Below are 14821 nucleotides of genomic sequence, written 5' to 3' on the forward strand. Positions count from 1 at the left end.
TCCCCCGGCCATTTCCGCCCTGTATCGCTCCAGCGCGCCCGATCCACGTTTTCTGCCAAAACGGAAGAGCCCATGATCATCTCCGCCTCCACCGACTACCGCGCCGCCGCCCAACGCAAGCTGCCGCCCTTCCTGTTCCACTACATCGACGGCGGCGCCTACGCCGAGCACACCCTACGCCGAAACGTGCAGGACCTGGCCGACATCGCCCTGCGCCAGCGCGTGCTGCGGAACATGTCCGAGCTGAGCCTCGAAACCCAACTGTTCGGCGAAACCCTCGCCATGCCCGTCGCCCTCGCCCCCGTCGGCCTCACCGGCATGTACGCCCGGCGCGGCGAAGTGCAGGCCGCCAAGGCCGCAGCGGCCAAGGGCATCCCCTTCACCCTCTCCACCGTCTCGGTGTGCCCGATCGAAGAAGTCGCCCCGGCCATCGACCGGCCCATGTGGTTCCAGCTCTACGTGCTCAAGGACCGCGGCTTCATGCGCAACGCCCTGGAGCGCGCCAAGGCCGCCGGCGTCACCACCCTCGTCTTCACCGTCGACATGCCCGTGCCCGGCGCCCGCTACCGCGACGCCCACTCCGGCATGAGCGGCCCCAACGCCCCGCTGCGCCGCGTGCTGCAAGCCATGACCCACCCCGCCTGGGCCTGGGACGTCGGCCTGCTGGGCAAGCCCCACGACCTCGGCAACATCTCCACCTACCGCGGCAACCCCACCGGCCTAGCCGACTACATCGGCTGGCTCGGCGCCAACTTCGACCCCTCCATTTCCTGGAAGGACCTCGAATGGATCCGCGACTTCTGGCAAGGCCCCATGGTCATCAAGGGCATCCTCGACCCCGAGGACGCCCGTGACGCCGTCACCTTCGGCGCCGACGGCATCATCGTCTCCAACCACGGCGGCCGGCAGCTCGACGGCGTGCTCTCCAGCGCCCGCGCCCTGCCCGCCATCGCCGACGCCGTCAAGGGCGAGCTGAAGATCCTCGCCGACTCCGGCATCCGCACCGGCCTCGACGTCGTGCGCATGCTCGCCCTCGGCGCCGACACCGTCATGCTCGGCCGCGCCTTCGTCTACGCCCTGGCCGCCGCCGGCGGCGCCGGCGTGAGCAACCTGCTGGACCTGATCGAAAAGGAAATGCGCGTGGCCATGGTGCTCACCGGTGCCAAGTCCATCGCCGAGATCAACGCCGACTCACTGGTGCGCGACCTGCCCCGCTGAACGGCGTCCATCCAAGACGAGGCCGCCCAAGCGGCCCGCACCCCACCGTTGATGACAGGACCTGACCGATGAGCCTGCCCGCCGCCTTCCTGCACACCGTCGAGCGCCTGATCCCCCGCGACCGGCGCTTCGACGATGCGCTCTCCACCCTCGCCTTCGGCACCGACGCCAGCTTCTACCGCCTCATCCCCAAGCTGGTGGTGCGGGTCGAGAGCGAAGCCGAAGTCATCACCCTGCTCAAGGCCGCCCACGCCGAACAGGTGCCCGTCACCTTCCGCGCCGCCGGCACCAGCCTCTCCGGCCAGGCCATCAGCGACTCGGTACTGATCGTCCTCGGTGACAACTGGAACGGCCGCGACATCCGCCAGGGCGGCGCACAGATCCGCCTGCAGCCCGGCGTCATCGGCGCCCAGGCCAATGCCTGGCTCGCCCCCTACGGCCGCAAGATCGGCCCCGACCCGGCCTCCATCAACGCCTGCAAGATCGGCGGCATCGTCGCCAACAACGCCAGCGGCATGTGCTGCGGCACCGCCCAGAACAGCTACCACACCCTCGCCGGCCTGCGCCTGGTGCTGGCCGACGGCACCCTGCTGGACAGCGAAGACCCGGCCAGCGTCGCCGCCTTCCAGGCCAGCCACGGCGAGCTGCTGGAGCGCCTGGCCGAACTCGGCCGGCAGACCCGCGCCAACACCGAACTGGCCGCGAAGATCCGCCACAAGTACCGCCTGAAGAACACCACCGGCCTGTCCCTCAACGCCCTGGTGGACTACGACCAGCCGCTGGACATCCTCACCCACCTGCTGGTGGGCTCCGAAGGCACTCTCGGCTTCATCAGCGCCGTCACCTACGACACCGTGCCCGAGCACCCGCACAAGGCCTCCGCGCTGATCGTCTTCCCCGACGTGGAAACCTGCTGCCGCGCCGTCCCCGTGCTCAAGCAGCAACCGGTCTCCGCCGTCGAACTGCTGGACCGCCGCAGCCTGCGCTCCGTGCAGGACAAGCCCGGCATGCCCACCTGGGTCAAGGGCCTCTCCGCCAGCGCCTGCGCCCTGCTCATCGAATCCCGCGCCGCCAGCGCCAGCCTGCTGCACGAACAGCTCGCCCGCATCACCGCCTCCATCGCCGACTTCCCGGTGGAGCAGAAGGTCGACTTCAGCGAAGACCCGGTCGTCTACAACCAGCTGTGGAAGATCCGCAAAGACACCTTCCCCGCCGTCGGCGCCGTGCGCCAGACCGGCACCACGGTGATCATCGAAGACGTCACCTTCCCCGTCGAACAGCTCGCCGCCGGCGTCAACCGCCTCATCGAACTGTTCGACAAGCACCGCTACGACGAAGCGATCCTCTTCGGCCACGCCCTGGAAGGGAACCTGCACTTCGTCTTCACCCAGGGCTTCGACAGCCCCGAACAGGTCGCCCGCTACGACGCCTTCATGCAGGACGTCGCCCAACTGGTCGCCGTCGAATTCGGCGGCGCCCTAAAGGCCGAACACGGCACCGGCCGCAACATGGCGCCCTTCGTCGAACTGGAATGGGGACACGACGCCTACCAGCTGATGTGGCAGCTCAAGCGCCTGCTCGACCCCACCGGCATCCTCAACCCCGGCGTCATCCTCAGCGACGACCGCGAACTGCACCTGAAGAACCTCAAACCGCTGCCCGCCGCCGACGAGATCGTCGACAAGTGCATCGAATGCGGCTTCTGCGAGCCGGTCTGCCCCTCCAAGGGCCTGACCCTCAGCCCACGCCAGCGCATCGTGATCTGGCGTGACATCCAGGCCCGCAAGCGCGCCGGCATCGACACCCGCGAGCTGGAAGAGGCCTTCGCCTACCAGGGCATCGACACCTGCGCCGCCACCGGCCTCTGCGCCCAGCGCTGCCCCGTCGGCATCAACACCGGCGACCTGGTGCGCAAGCTGCGTGGCGAACACGCCCACCGCCCCGGCACCGCCACCTGGCTCGCGCGCAACTTCGCCACCACCCTCAAGGGCGCGCGCCTGCTGCTGGCCACCGCCAACCTCACCCGAGCCGTGCTCGGCGCCCCGCGCCTGGCGCGCCTCAGCGGTGCCCTGCACCGCGCCAGTGGCGAACGCCTGCCCCAGTGGACCCCGGCCATGCCGCAACCGGTGCGCTTCGCCCCACCGGCCGCCAGCCCCGTGGGCGAGCGCCCACGCGTGGTCTACCTCACCGCCTGCGTCTCCCGCGCCATGGGCCCGGCCGCCGGTGCCGACGAACAGATGCCGCTGATGGACAAGACCCGCCAGCTGCTGGAGAAGGCCGGCTACCAGGTGGTCTTCCCCGACAACGCCGACAACCTCTGCTGCGGCCAACCCTTCGCCTCCAAGGGCTACGCCCGCCAGGCCGACGACAAGCGCGACGAACTGCTGGCCGAACTGCTGCGCGCCAGCCGCGGCGGCCTCGACCCGATCTACTGCGACACCAGCCCCTGCACCCTGCGCCTGGTGCAGGACCTGGACGACCCCCGGCTGAAGATCCACGACCCGGTTAAGTTCATCCGCACCCACCTGCTCGACCGCCTGGAGTTCACCCCCCAGGAGCAGCCGGTGGCCGTCCACGTCACCTGCAGCACCCAGCACCTGGGCGAATCCCAGGCGCTGATCGACCTGGTCAGCCGCTGCACCCGTCAGGTGGTCGTCCCCGAAGGCATCCACTGCTGCGGCTTCGCCGGCGACAAGGGCTTCACCACCCCGGAGCTCAACGGCCACGCCCTGCGCAGCCTGAAGGACGCCGTGCAGATCTGCGAGGAAGGCGTCTCCACCAGCCGCACCTGCGAGATCGGCCTCAGCCACCACAGCGGCATCGACTACCACGGCCTGGTCTACCTGGTGGACCGGGTCACCCGCCCCCGCGCGGACTGAACCTCAAGAGCCGTGCCCGGCACGGATTGCGCCCCGCCTCGAGCGGGGCTTTTTTATGGTTCTTCACAGCCCTGCAACTGCGATTCCCGACAGCAACGTGTGTGCGCACGCTGCAGTGTTGCCAAGCGTGGGACGGTGGGGCGGCGACAGGTCCCCCAGCAGAAAACCTGAACCGCCCTCCCCGCCACCCTGTCCACCTTCATGAGCCCGCTTCGCGCCGGCTCGCCCATCTCGGACATCCGTGCTCCACCCGGCCTTCCCGCGAGGCCCACTCCGAGTGCCACAGAACGAAGAGAGGACCACCCCCATGAAACGCACTGCCCTGCTGCTCGGCGCCACCCTGCTGGCGTCCCCCCTGGCCTTCGCCGACGACCTCTGCACCCTCAACCTGCAGAAGATCAGCGACCAGCTCGCCACCGCCACCACCCTCGGCGATCCGCTCAAGCAGGAAGTCCAGGACCTGCGCGCCAAGGCCGAACAGGCCAAGACCCACGGCGACACCGAAGGCTGCATCAGCGCCTCGAACATGGCCCTGCAACGCCTGCAGCGTCCCAACACCGACGGCGGCAGCGCCGGCGCGTCGCAGTAGCGGCAGGTAGAAAGATCGCGACAAGGCGGCCCGGCAATAAGCCGGGCCGCAGAGACGGTAAGGCCCCGCCCGCGCGGGGCTTACTCGTTGGTGCGGGCGGCGCGTTCCAGCAGGGACACGGCGAGCTGCCGCAGCTGCTGCAGGTCCACCGGTTTGGTCATGCAGGCATCGGCGCCCCGGCGGCGTGCCTCGGCCAGCAGGGCGTCGTCGGCCGCAGCGCTGACCACCATCACCGGCATGCCCTGCAGGTGGGCGGAGCGGCGCACCTGGTCGAGCACCTGCAAGCCGTCGCCGTCGGGCAGGTCCAGGTCCAGCACCAGCAGCGCCGGGGTCATCTGGTCGAGGGTGGCGAGGGCGCGCCCAATGGAGCCGACCCCGCGCACGTCGGCCACTTCTCGCAGCCCTTCCTTGAGCACCTTGAGGCAGGCCGGGTGGTCCTCGACGCAGAGCACTTCCGGCAGGGTGATCGCACCGATGTGCTCGTTGAGCGAGCCCTGGGGCTGGGGCGCGGCGGCGCTGGGCAGGTCGATCCAGAAGCGGCTGCCGACGCCGGGGGTGCTGCTGAAGCCGATCTGCCCGCCCATCAGCTCCGCCAATTCGCGGCACAGCACCAGGCCGATGCCGGTCCCGGGGATGGTTGAGTTCTCCCGGCCCAGGCGCTGGAACGGCTGGAACAGCATGGCCTGCTGCTCTTCGCTGAGGCCCGAGCCGGTGTCGGCCACCCACAGGCGCACGCCGGTGGCGCGCACTTCGTAGCCAAGGCTGACCATGCCCTGGGGGCTGTTGTACTTGACCGCGTTGGACAGCAAGTTGAGCAGCACCTGCCGTAGGCGCCGGGCATCGGCCATGACGAACAGCGCCGATTCGGGCGAGGCCATCATCTGCAGTTGCAGCTGGCGTGACTGCAGCTCGGGCTGGATCAGCTCGGCGCAACTGGTCAGCAGCGGGCCGATGTCCACCGGCTTGAGCTGCAGCTGCTGACGGCGGCTCTCGATGCTGGAGAGGTCGAGGATGTCGTCCACCAGCGAGGTGAGGTGCCGGCTGGCGTTGACGATCTCCTGGGCGTACTCGCCCTCCTCCCGGCGCTCCTCGCGGCCTTCGGCATCCAGGGTGATGAGCTGGGCGAAGCCGTGGATGGCGTTGAGCGGAGTGCGCAGCTCGTGGCTCATGCTGGATAGGAAGCGGCTCTTGGCCTGGCTGGCGGCCTGGGCCTCGCGGGTGGCGCGGCGCAGCTCCTCTTCCACCTCCTTGAGGCGGGTGATGTCCACGTGGGTGCCGGCCACCAGCTTGGCGTGGCCATCGGCATCCCGCTCCAGCACCTTGCCGCGGCTGAGCAGCCAGGCGTATTGCCCATTGGCGTCGGCGAAGCGGTACTCGGCGTCGAAGTTCTCCTGCTCGCCGGCGGAGAACTGGGTGCGCAGCTGGCGCAGCCGCTCGATGTCGTCGGGGTGCACGCGCTTGTTGAAGTCGGCCAGGCTGAGGTGGTCGCTGGGCAGCCCGAAGCGCCGGGCGAAGCGCCCGCTGATGCGGATGGTGTGGGCCTGCGGGTCGGTCTCCCAGATGCTCTCGGTGGTGCTCTCCAGCACCAGCTCCAGGTTGCGCTGGGCCTGGAAGCGCTCCTGCTCGCTGGCCTGCAACTGGGCGCCGGTGTGCTGCACCGCCTCGGCCATGTCGGCCAGCTCCTGGATGCCGCTCTGCGGCGCGGCGGGGTGGTAATCGCCCCGGCCCAGGCTGCTCATCATCCCGACGATGCCGGACATGGGCACCGACAGCTCGTTGGACAGGCGCCGCGAGCGCGACCACATCCAGGCGAAGAACAGCGCGTAGAAGAAGGCCAAGCCGGCGATCAGCAGGTAGCCGATCTGCTGGTAGCGCTCGGCCAGGCGGTTGGTCTCGCTGAAGATGTTGGCCTCGTCCACCACCATCATCAGGCGCCAGCCGGTCTGCGGGATCTCGGCCCAGGCGACCATCTGCTTGCGCCCGCCCAGCACCACTTCCTGCACGTTGCCCTTGTCACCGCTCATGGCCGCCAGCAGCGGGCGCATCTCGGGGAAGCGGTCGAGCTTGAAGTCCTCGGGCTTGAGCATCTCGCGGCGCACCGCCTCCTCGTAGGAGTAGCTGGTGAGCTCGCGCAGGCTGAAGTCGCGCTCGCCGGCCTCGGGCAGCGCCATGATGCTGTTGTCGCGGCTCACCAGCATGGCGTAGCCCTGCCACGGCACCTTGAGGCCGCCGATCTCCTTGAGCATCTTGTCGACGGTGATGTCGAGGCCCACCACGCCATCGAGGAAGTCGCCGGTGTACACCGGGGCGATGGCGGACATCATCCAGCCCTGCCCGGCCGGGTCCAGGTAGACGTCGGTCCAGACCACGCGGCGCTGCGGGTTATGGGTGGCGTCGGCGAGGTAATAGAAGTTGTAGTCGGGTATCACCATGTCATGGGGATACTGCTCGGGGGTCATGAAGAAGGGGTAGATACGGTTGTAGCTGTCCCAGGTGTTGAAGTAGACCGCCGCCATCAGCGGGTCGGATTCGCGGATGGACTTCATCAGCGGGTCCAGCTGCGACAGGCGCATCACCTTCTCGCGGTCCTGCTGCGCCGGCGGGGTGCTGTTGGCATAGAAGGAGGCGGCACGGCCGTCGTCGCTGCGGGTGTAGAACACCCCGTCCGGGGTCTGCGCGTGGCGCTGGCGCTCCAGGGCGTCGGGGCGGAAGTCCTCGTGGTGCAGCGCGCGATGGGTCGCGTCGCGGTACATCCGCGTCAGCACCTCGATGCTTTGCAGGCGCCCGTCGATGATCTTGCCCTCGCGCACCACCGCGCTGCTCAGGTCCTCCAGCGCGCTGCGCTGCAGGTAGTCCACCTGCGCATCGCGGATGGCGCCGTTGGTCAGCAGGTAGACGGCGATCAGCACCGACTCCACGAGGATCAGCGGAATCAGCGCGCTCTGCACGAACGCCCGCCAGATCCACTGGCGAAGGGGATGACGTGAACGCAGCATGGGACGCTCTCTGTAAGGGACACCCTGACGATAGCTGGCAATCATATGTCATGCGGCCAGCCCACCCCCAATTATCGCGGGGCTGTCGACGTTGCCCGGGTTTTGGCGTACGATGCGCCCCTGCTCTAGAGCGAGCATCGGGGCCGATTAGGATTCGACGCCGGTAACAAAACTCTAGGGGCATGCCGAGCTGGCAGCAGACCTCGTAAATCAGTTGCTGCACTTTAATAGTTGCCAACGACGACAACTACGCTCTGGCTGCTTAATGCGCCAGCAGTCGCTAGGGGATGCCTGTAAACCCGAAACGACTGTCAGATAGAACAGGATCGCCGCCAAGTTCGCTGTAGACGTAACGGCTAAAACTTATACAGCTCGCTCAAAGCACCCTGCCTGTCGGGCGGCAATGAGCTAACTCAGTAGACCAGGCTAAGCATGTAGTCCCGAAAGCGGAGAACTGGCGGACGGGGGTTCAAATCCCCCCGGCTCCACCAAATAAACCCCTGATTTTCCTAGAGAAATTCAGGGGTTTTTCTTTGGGTGTCGAAAAAGTGTCGACCCACCGATCCGACGCACTGATTCGTGGGCATGGACCTTTCCAGCAAGGCCAACTGCATTGCATCACGCCCATTGGTCCTGACTCCTCACACTCGCTTTATCCGCAGCGCGGCACCAGCGGAACGCGATCTTCGCGTACCGGCAAGGGCCTACAAACCGCATCAAGCCTCAGCATCGCCGCACTCTTGACCGTCCTGAGGCTATTCATTTGAGTGTCACGAAATCAGCAGAGCCTCTTACCGAAACCCAGGGCAACGAAAGGAAAACTAACCACCCTTTGGTTTCCGTAAGTCGCCACCAAACTTAGAGTCCCCGATAACGAAAGATCCAAGGAGCGGCCAGATGGTGTCATTGAACAGCCAGCGCGTAATGACGTTGGCCATGGAGAACCCCATCAACCAAATGCTTCTTGAGCGGCTGGCAACGCTGGACCTACCAAACTGCATGTTGACGGCTGGATGCCTTTTTCAAGCGGTCTGGAATAAACAATGCGGCCAACCAGCAGGGTGGGGAGTGAAGGATTACGACGTCATTTATTACGACGATGACCTGTCTTGGGAGGCCGAAGACCGAGTCATCCAACATGTTCGCCGAGCTTGCTCCTCGCTGAAGGCCAACATAGAGGTTCGCAATCAGGCCCGAGTTCACCTTTGGTACGAAAGCAGGTTCGGCGTCATCTACCCACCTCTGCAGACGGTGACAGATGGCATCGATAGGTACCTCATAAAAGCAACGTGCATCGGGATAAACATCAGCACGGGGGACCTGTACTGCACCCATGGGCTGGATGACCTGGATCGCGGAATATTGCGAATCAACCCCTTGAACCCCCAACCCGACCTCTTTCTGCAAAAAGCGAACAGCTACCAAGAGCGTTGGCCCTACTTGGTGATAGAGCCTTAGCAACGTCAGCCAATCTGCGCAGAGCGCATTAAAGTGCCGCTACTGCGCTTGCACTGATCCGGCTTTTTCTTTGGGCCCTCGACTGGCTTTTGCCATACTGCCGCTCCCAATTCCCAGGATGGAGAAGCCCCATGACACTGACGTTGGATGCCGCCAAGGCCATACGGGACGGCGGGATCGATGCGCTGGCGGCGCTGAACGACCTGCTCCAGGAGGCACTCCCGCACCTGACGGAGGCGCAGCAGGACGACCTGACCCGGATCACCGGCAAAGCCATGGGCATGATCGTCATGGACCTCATCAACCCGGCGGTGAAGGCCTATCCCGAGCTGGAGCCGGAGCAGAAGACCTGGAAGGCCGTAGCCCGGGAGACGGCCTCGAGGCGCGCAGCCCAGGCGCAAGCCTGACCACAGCCTCCCCTGCCCGCCCACAAAAAAAGACGTCCGAGGACGTCTTTTTTCATGCCCGCACCCGCCAGCACGGACGGGGCGCGGAGCCCCGCCCGCCGGCACTCAGTGCAGGGCCGCCTCGCCACGGGAAGTGACCATGCGGGTGAACAGGCGGTTGGCGTTGCCCAGGGACATCAGGTGGGCATAGATCCAGCCGAGGAAGCCGGTCTTGTGCAGCTCCAGCACCTGGGCATCGTCCAGGGCAAGGAACTTCGCCTCGTCCACCGCCAGGAAGTCCGACAGCACGAAGGTCTCCCCACTGGAGTGGGTCAGTTGCAGGGTGCGCTTGGCCAGCAGGCCCAGTTCCTCGAGCTTGAGGACGAACAGCCGGGTGCGCTCCATCTCGGCGGAGAAGTTCTGCAGGAAGTCGATCATCTCGTCGAGGAACGCGCTGTTGCCGCCCTCCTCCACGAACAGCTCACGGCCCTCGCCCTCGTTCCAGCCTTCGTAGGCCGCGTCGAAGCACACGGTGAAATTGTGGGCATCGTCCTGGGCCAGCACGAACGGGTAGCGCCGCACGAAGGCCGGGATGTAGGTGTCCGCCTGCCAGCGCTGCTGCGCGTCGAGGTAGCTGTTGGTGCCTTCCTTCAGGCCGAGCAGGGCGATGGGCACCAGGCGCTCGCCTTCGCCGATGAACAGGATCGGGTAGTGCGGCGCCGCCTGGAAGAATTCCAGGCCGGCCAGGGGGACCAGGTGGGTGGAACCGGCAAAACCGCAATCCTCGACGGCACGCAGCTTGAGCGCCTTGTGCTCCTCGCGGTTGAGGGCCTGGATGTCCTTGTAGAGCAGCAGGGTGGTCATGGGTATCTCCGTTGCATCACTCAATGCAGTGCCAACCGGGCCAGCGGCTGCCCGCAGCCAGATCCGGCACCACGTCCTTGAAGGGTGGCGACCACAGGGCCGGCACTGAAAGGCCGGCCCCGGTTGAAGCGGATAGCGACGCGTTGCAGGCCAACACCAGCAAGACCGAGCGCCACGGCCCGGCCGTGTTCGAACAACGCGAACGGTTCGCCGACGCCCACCCTAGCGCCGAAGCATTGCAAGATTGCACGCCGAAACCCGAAGCGAAATACCCGCTCGAAAACTCTGCCTCAGCAAACGGCCTTTCCCGTGTCTCCGCCAACAAGCTGCGGGAAACAAGGCCGCCTATACCCGCCAGGTAGGCTTCACACCGATTCAGCAGGAACAGATGGTGTTGAGCTATGTGCAACAACATGGGCAGATCAAGCGGGCGGAGGTAATGGAGCTTTGTCGACTTTCCGAGGATCAGGCGTGGCAGTTACTGAAGCGCCTGATGGTGGGGGAAAAGCTGGTCAAGCATGGCGAGCGGCGGTGGAGTTTCTATACCTTGCCCGGCGCAGATTGATACACGGCGATATACGTCTTTCTATGCGCGTCTATGCGGTTCTATACGCTTGCGTATACGCATAGACGCGCTCACCCGCCCAACAGGTATCCATGGCCCACCACCTCTTCGAATTCGCCAACCGCACCCTTCGCCTGCATGACGTGGACGTCGTGTTGGTCCGTCACCTGCTCGAACAGGGAGCGGCGGCGATTGGGCAGCACACATTGGCCGAGAGCCTTCGCCAGTGGGAATGGCTCGGGCCGGGTGTGTGGGTAGGTATCGATGAGTCGGTGCTCGCGCTGCACCCGGCGGTGTTCCCGGCTGCTGCCCAGGTCCTGGCGGGATTCGGGCCGGTCATTCCGCTGGCATACGTGCGGGAGGCCATGCCCGAGTTGGGCTCGACGTCCGATCTTGCAACCCCTCCGATCCTCAGTGCGCTGCGGACGCTCGAAGGGCTATTCCAGTAGCCCGCCCCCTACCTCAACTCCACCACCCTCGCCTCGCTATCCGGGTAGTAGATCGTCAGGGCATTGTCGTCGGCGACGGCGACGGCAGGCCCTACTTCAACAACCGCAGGCCACTCACCTCTACAGCTTCCGCATTTCGCCTAGCTCGGGCGCGTCCTCTACTACGAGAATCCGGCCGTTGAACATCGACACAATGCTACCTGGGTGGGGACGCCGTTATACCGGCGGGGATGGTGGCGTTTCAATGAGACGAGTGCGACAGGGGGGTAGTCTAGGGCGGTACAGAATCCTATCTCTTGCGCCATCCCTCACAGCACACGTAAGCATATGATTTTTCTATATAAAACTGATTAAAACTAGAGAAGTACAAGCTGGAGCGACTCAATCAGATGCGGCAAAGCTGCTTCTGACGGCCATTTTTTGCATTTGAAGTATGACGTATAGTAGCCATTCAATATCACAGAGAACGTGCTAATGACTTTCAACAGCGCAAAAAAACAAGCACTTATTAAGCTATCTATTGGCGTAGCGATAATACTGCCGGCACTTATATCTAGTGTTGTATCTTTACTTAAAATGCTCTACTTCAGGATGGACGACAGTACACCGCTGGCAGCCATTACGGTTCAACCTATTAAGAACCTAGTCAGCCTTATTTATCAGCACACGAGCCTACTTCTACCCTTTTGGAATCACAGCCCCACACCTGACTTCATGCAGCTGTGGACCCGAGAGAATATTTGGTTCCTTTCGATCTATATTTCAATCTTCGTAGGAGCTGCTTTCATTACCTCAGCAAAGCAGGTCTTCAAAAAACTAAAAAAAATAAGAGATCAGATCGAAGAGCAAATCATGACTGACTCAATTAAAGGAAATATGAAGCGCAGCCGCAAAGAAATTGAGGACTCAATAGCCCTCCCAAGCAGCAGCATATTTTCGCAAGCACATCAACTTTATATTGCACCGATAGTTACCGCAATTATCGGAGGCCTGGTTTTAAAATTATTTTTCGGCATATAGACAAAAACCCAAAAAAACACAAACCACAATACAACCCATGGCAAATTAATCTAAATCGCATAATTTGCAGCAGCGCAAAATAAACCAAGCAAAATAAAACGGACTTATTATGCAGAAAAACTCACTCAAAGTAGCACTTGTAAACCCTGATCAGAAAGTCTGGTTTATTCGATCAAGTGCAGGAGACCATGCGCGACACTTCCGCTCCGCCAACATAATTGCCATAGGCCACCTTGAGGATATTTTTGGTGGAGTTATAGGAAGCGAAATACCTACCGAGGAAGAAATTAGAAAAGCCCTCCTTACCAATGAGAACTACTCACACTTCAAGAAAAATAAAGAAGGACGAGAGACAAAGTACTTAAACCGAAAAGGAAGCCAGCTCCTAACCCAAACCAAACGCTTTGTGAATGAAATAAAACAAGGTGACCTAGTAGTAACAAAAAATGAAATAAATGGTTACAGCATCGGTATATGCACCGAAAGCACGGCATATATAGAGCATACCCCTATAGAACTGGCGATACCCGACGAAGCCAAACGCACAGTCAGAGACAACATTGTCCTTAAACATAAACTAAGAAAAAAAGTAACCTGGGGACCATCTATCAGCCCCACAGAACTCCCGGGCGCCATAAAAAAAGCCACAAGGGGAAGGCACACCATAACTGACCTATCCCCCCATAAAGAAAAAGTATTCCACCTTATATATCCGTTCTTTACCGACGGTGAATCGCTCTACTTTTCCAGCAAAATAAGGCGCCAAGGCAGTATTGGAGCACTGGCCATCGGCAACCTTTTTCAGAACGTTTCTCTATCTGAAGGTCTAATTCGCCAGCTGCTAGGTAACTCGCCGATTAGCGAAACACAACTCCTAGAGCTAGCAAGAAATGTTGCCTTCGACCACGAGTCAGCAGTTACTTGCCAAGCTGCATTTATGTCTCCTGGAGATTTCTGGTGCAAGATCCCTCTAATTGATAGCACAGACTTCACGGGCCAACTGTATGCTGGAATATTTGCAGTACTTATATTGACCGGACAAGCAGAAGCCGTTCAATTCGACCCAATGATCCTGGACCCCTCTGAAATATCAGTGACTTTAAAACGGGAGGAAGCAGACGCCAGCATATTCAGCGACAAGTTGAAAGAGCCAGAGGCTTCTCCGCTCCTCAAAGAAATCACAAAAAAAGCGCAAATCAGCAAAAATAAAATAGAAGAAATTGGAAAAGACCTTCGCACCAAAGAAATAAATGAAAATCTAGAACTCGGGATAACAGAGGTAAACACGAACAGACTCGAAAATTTTAAATTTGGCATAAACGTAATTGAGTTCAGAAACAAAAATGAAAGTAATTGAACCAATAAGCAGCTCAGTTTTCATTACTGCATGTGCATATGCCGCCGGAATTAGCCACAACAATGCTTTCATGAGGAAGTTCGGCATAGATCCTGAGTTTAGCCAACCAAGTGTTGAAAAAGCACTTTATGACGGAGGAATAGTAACTTTTGAAACTTTCTATGATCACATTCTAGCTGTGGCCAATTTTGCAAAATCCGGCATCACAATAACCATTTTGGCTCTACTAGCTCTGGGGGCAGCAATCCTAGCAGCTGCCTTTAGAAACAAACTCCCTCAAGCTAAAAAGCTAATTAGCCTCACAATAAATCACATACCAACAGGACTAATTGGCATAGCGTATTTTATGTTCCTCACTTTTTCCGCCTTCAACAAAGGAGCAGAAAAAGGTGAGGCATTAGCTATAAAATTCATCAAGACATGCAACTGGGTAGAAATGGTTAAAGACAAAGAGAAACATAGGGCATGCGCTTTTAAAAAAGACAATGATGCCATTTGGTATTTTGATATAGAGACGGCAGATTCGAAAGCCGAAGCAAAACAGCTTTCTGAATTAGACAGTATTACCTATCTAAAGCGGCAAAGGCTCATTGAGTAGTAGCCCTACCTCAACTCCACCACCCTCGCCTCGCTATCCGGGTAGTAGATCGTCAGGGCGTTGTCGTCGGCGTCGGTGACCAGCCAGGGGTGGGTGAGGTAGGTGTCGAAGCGCTGGCGTTGGCCGGCGCGCAGTTCCTTGTAGAGGACGCGTTGGCCTTCGTAGTTGAGCCAGTAGAGCTTGCGGGTGGCGCGGCTGTGGTTGATGAACGTAATAACAGTCGTCTGCTCGCCGCTGATGGAGTAGGCGAGGTTCTTGGTTTCGGCTTCGTGCAGGGTGGCGGCCAGCAGGGGGTGGCTGGCCAGCATCAGCAGTGCGAGGCACCAGGCGCGTTTCATGGGGGCTGTCCTTGGGCGCGGGATGCGCCGGGTCGGGAGGGCAGGATATGCGCTCCCGCTTTCGCCCGGCGTGCAGGCCGCCACAAATGCGTGGGGCGCCCGGC

At 61.6% G+C, this 14821-nt stretch carries 13 protein-coding genes and 1 other RNA gene; 11 read left to right on the forward strand and 3 right to left on the reverse strand.

Annotated features, from left to right (window positions below):
• Window positions 1-72: 72 nt before the first annotated feature.
• The 3 genes from lldD to PotMrB4_RS24530 all read left to right on the forward strand — a co-directional run bounded on the left by lldD (window position 73) and on the right by PotMrB4_RS24530 (window position 4686).
• Window positions 73-1218, forward strand: coding sequence for an FMN-dependent L-lactate dehydrogenase LldD (gene lldD / locus PotMrB4_RS24520; RefSeq protein ID WP_044413668.1), 1146 nt, complete (start codon window positions 73-75; stop codon window positions 1216-1218).
• Between the two features lie 68 nt (window positions 1219-1286).
• The gene (locus PotMrB4_RS24525) at window positions 1287-4097 is read left to right on the forward strand and encodes an FAD-binding and (Fe-S)-binding domain-containing protein (RefSeq protein WP_172434703.1); all 2811 of its coding nucleotides are present in this window, start codon (window positions 1287-1289) and stop codon (window positions 4095-4097) included.
• 307 nt (window positions 4098-4404) lie between these two features.
• Window positions 4405-4686: a hypothetical protein gene (locus tag PotMrB4_RS24530; protein ID WP_044413662.1), complete on the forward strand. Its 282-nt coding sequence runs from the start codon at window positions 4405-4407 to the stop codon at window positions 4684-4686.
• An 80-nt stretch (window positions 4687-4766) separates the two neighbouring features.
• Here PotMrB4_RS24530 and PotMrB4_RS24535 read toward each other — a convergent pair whose 3' ends face one another.
• Window positions 4767-7682, reverse strand: coding sequence for a sensor histidine kinase (locus tag PotMrB4_RS24535; RefSeq protein WP_172434704.1), 2916 nt, complete (start codon window positions 7680-7682; stop codon window positions 4767-4769).
• Between the two features lie 139 nt (window positions 7683-7821).
• On the opposite strand from PotMrB4_RS24535, the gene ssrA reads away from it, so the two are divergent.
• From ssrA to PotMrB4_RS24550, 3 genes are all read left to right on the forward strand, one after another.
• Window positions 7822-8173: a transfer-messenger RNA gene (gene ssrA / locus PotMrB4_RS24540) on the forward strand.
• Window positions 8174-8579: 406 nt separating this feature from the next.
• Window positions 8580-9140, forward strand: a complete 561-nt coding sequence (locus PotMrB4_RS24545; protein WP_172434705.1) for a nucleotidyltransferase family protein — start codon at window positions 8580-8582, stop codon at window positions 9138-9140.
• Between the two features lie 131 nt (window positions 9141-9271).
• A complete protein-coding gene (locus PotMrB4_RS24550; RefSeq protein ID WP_044413657.1) occupies window positions 9272-9547 on the forward strand; it encodes a hypothetical protein in 276 nt (91 codons plus the stop codon).
• 105 nt (window positions 9548-9652) lie between these two features.
• On the opposite strand, the gene PotMrB4_RS24555 is transcribed toward PotMrB4_RS24550, so the two are convergent.
• Entirely contained in the window at window positions 9653-10390 is a 738-nt protein-coding gene (locus PotMrB4_RS24555) for a SapC family protein (protein ID WP_172434706.1), read from the reverse strand.
• A gap of 244 nt (window positions 10391-10634) precedes the next feature.
• On the opposite strand from PotMrB4_RS24555, the gene PotMrB4_RS24560 reads away from it, so the two are divergent.
• From PotMrB4_RS24560 to PotMrB4_RS24580, 5 genes are all read left to right on the forward strand, one after another.
• Window positions 10635-10955, forward strand: coding sequence for a hypothetical protein (locus tag PotMrB4_RS24560; protein WP_232060764.1), 321 nt, complete (start codon window positions 10635-10637; stop codon window positions 10953-10955).
• A 92-nt stretch (window positions 10956-11047) separates the two neighbouring features.
• On the forward strand, window positions 11048-11404 hold the full coding sequence (locus PotMrB4_RS24565) for a hypothetical protein (protein WP_172434707.1): 357 nt from the start codon (window positions 11048-11050) through the stop codon (window positions 11402-11404).
• 474 nt (window positions 11405-11878) lie between these two features.
• Window positions 11879-12424, forward strand: a complete 546-nt coding sequence (locus tag PotMrB4_RS24570) for a YniB family protein (RefSeq protein ID WP_172434708.1) — start codon at window positions 11879-11881, stop codon at window positions 12422-12424.
• Window positions 12425-12533: 109 nt separating this feature from the next.
• Window positions 12534-13781: a hypothetical protein gene (locus tag PotMrB4_RS24575; RefSeq protein WP_172434709.1), complete on the forward strand. Its 1248-nt coding sequence runs from the start codon at window positions 12534-12536 to the stop codon at window positions 13779-13781.
• The gene (locus tag PotMrB4_RS24580) at window positions 13768-14379 is read left to right on the forward strand and encodes a hypothetical protein (protein ID WP_172434710.1); all 612 of its coding nucleotides are present in this window, start codon (window positions 13768-13770) and stop codon (window positions 14377-14379) included. Before PotMrB4_RS24575 ends, PotMrB4_RS24580 begins: the two co-directional genes overlap by 14 nt.
• 5 nt (window positions 14380-14384) lie before the next feature.
• On the opposite strand, the gene PotMrB4_RS24585 is transcribed toward PotMrB4_RS24580, so the two are convergent.
• Window positions 14385-14717, reverse strand: a complete 333-nt coding sequence (locus PotMrB4_RS24585; RefSeq protein ID WP_197939500.1) for a VHL beta domain-containing protein — start codon at window positions 14715-14717, stop codon at window positions 14385-14387.
• Window positions 14718-14821 lie beyond the last annotated feature (104 nt).

Source organism: Metapseudomonas otitidis (genome assembly GCF_011397855.1).
In the GTDB taxonomy this organism is placed as follows: Bacteria; Pseudomonadota; Gammaproteobacteria; order Pseudomonadales; family Pseudomonadaceae; genus Metapseudomonas; species Metapseudomonas otitidis.

Coding starts and splice junctions, on each gene's coding strand:
- lldD (WP_044413668.1), top strand. CDS start 73: ATGATCATCTCCGCCTCCACCGACTACCGCGCCGCCGCCCAACGCAAG.
- PotMrB4_RS24525 (WP_172434703.1), top strand. CDS start 1,287: ATGAGCCTGCCCGCCGCCTTCCTGCACACCGTCGAGCGCCTGATCCCC.
- PotMrB4_RS24550 (WP_044413657.1), top strand. CDS start 9,272: ATGACACTGACGTTGGATGCCGCCAAGGCCATACGGGACGGCGGGATC.
- PotMrB4_RS24565 (WP_172434707.1), top strand. CDS start 11,048: ATGGCCCACCACCTCTTCGAATTCGCCAACCGCACCCTTCGCCTGCAT.
- PotMrB4_RS24555 (WP_172434706.1), bottom strand. CDS start 10,390: ATGACCACCCTGCTGCTCTACAAGGACATCCAGGCCCTCAACCGCGAG.
- PotMrB4_RS24535 (WP_172434704.1), bottom strand. CDS start 7,682: ATGCTGCGTTCACGTCATCCCCTTCGCCAGTGGATCTGGCGGGCGTTC.
- PotMrB4_RS24585 (WP_197939500.1), bottom strand. CDS start 14,717: ATGAAACGCGCCTGGTGCCTCGCACTGCTGATGCTGGCCAGCCACCCC.
- PotMrB4_RS24570 (WP_172434708.1), top strand. CDS start 11,879: ATGACTTTCAACAGCGCAAAAAAACAAGCACTTATTAAGCTATCTATT.
- PotMrB4_RS24580 (WP_172434710.1), top strand. CDS start 13,768: ATGAAAGTAATTGAACCAATAAGCAGCTCAGTTTTCATTACTGCATGT.
- PotMrB4_RS24575 (WP_172434709.1), top strand. CDS start 12,534: ATGCAGAAAAACTCACTCAAAGTAGCACTTGTAAACCCTGATCAGAAA.
- PotMrB4_RS24545 (WP_172434705.1), top strand. CDS start 8,580: ATGGTGTCATTGAACAGCCAGCGCGTAATGACGTTGGCCATGGAGAAC.
- PotMrB4_RS24530 (WP_044413662.1), top strand. CDS start 4,405: ATGAAACGCACTGCCCTGCTGCTCGGCGCCACCCTGCTGGCGTCCCCC.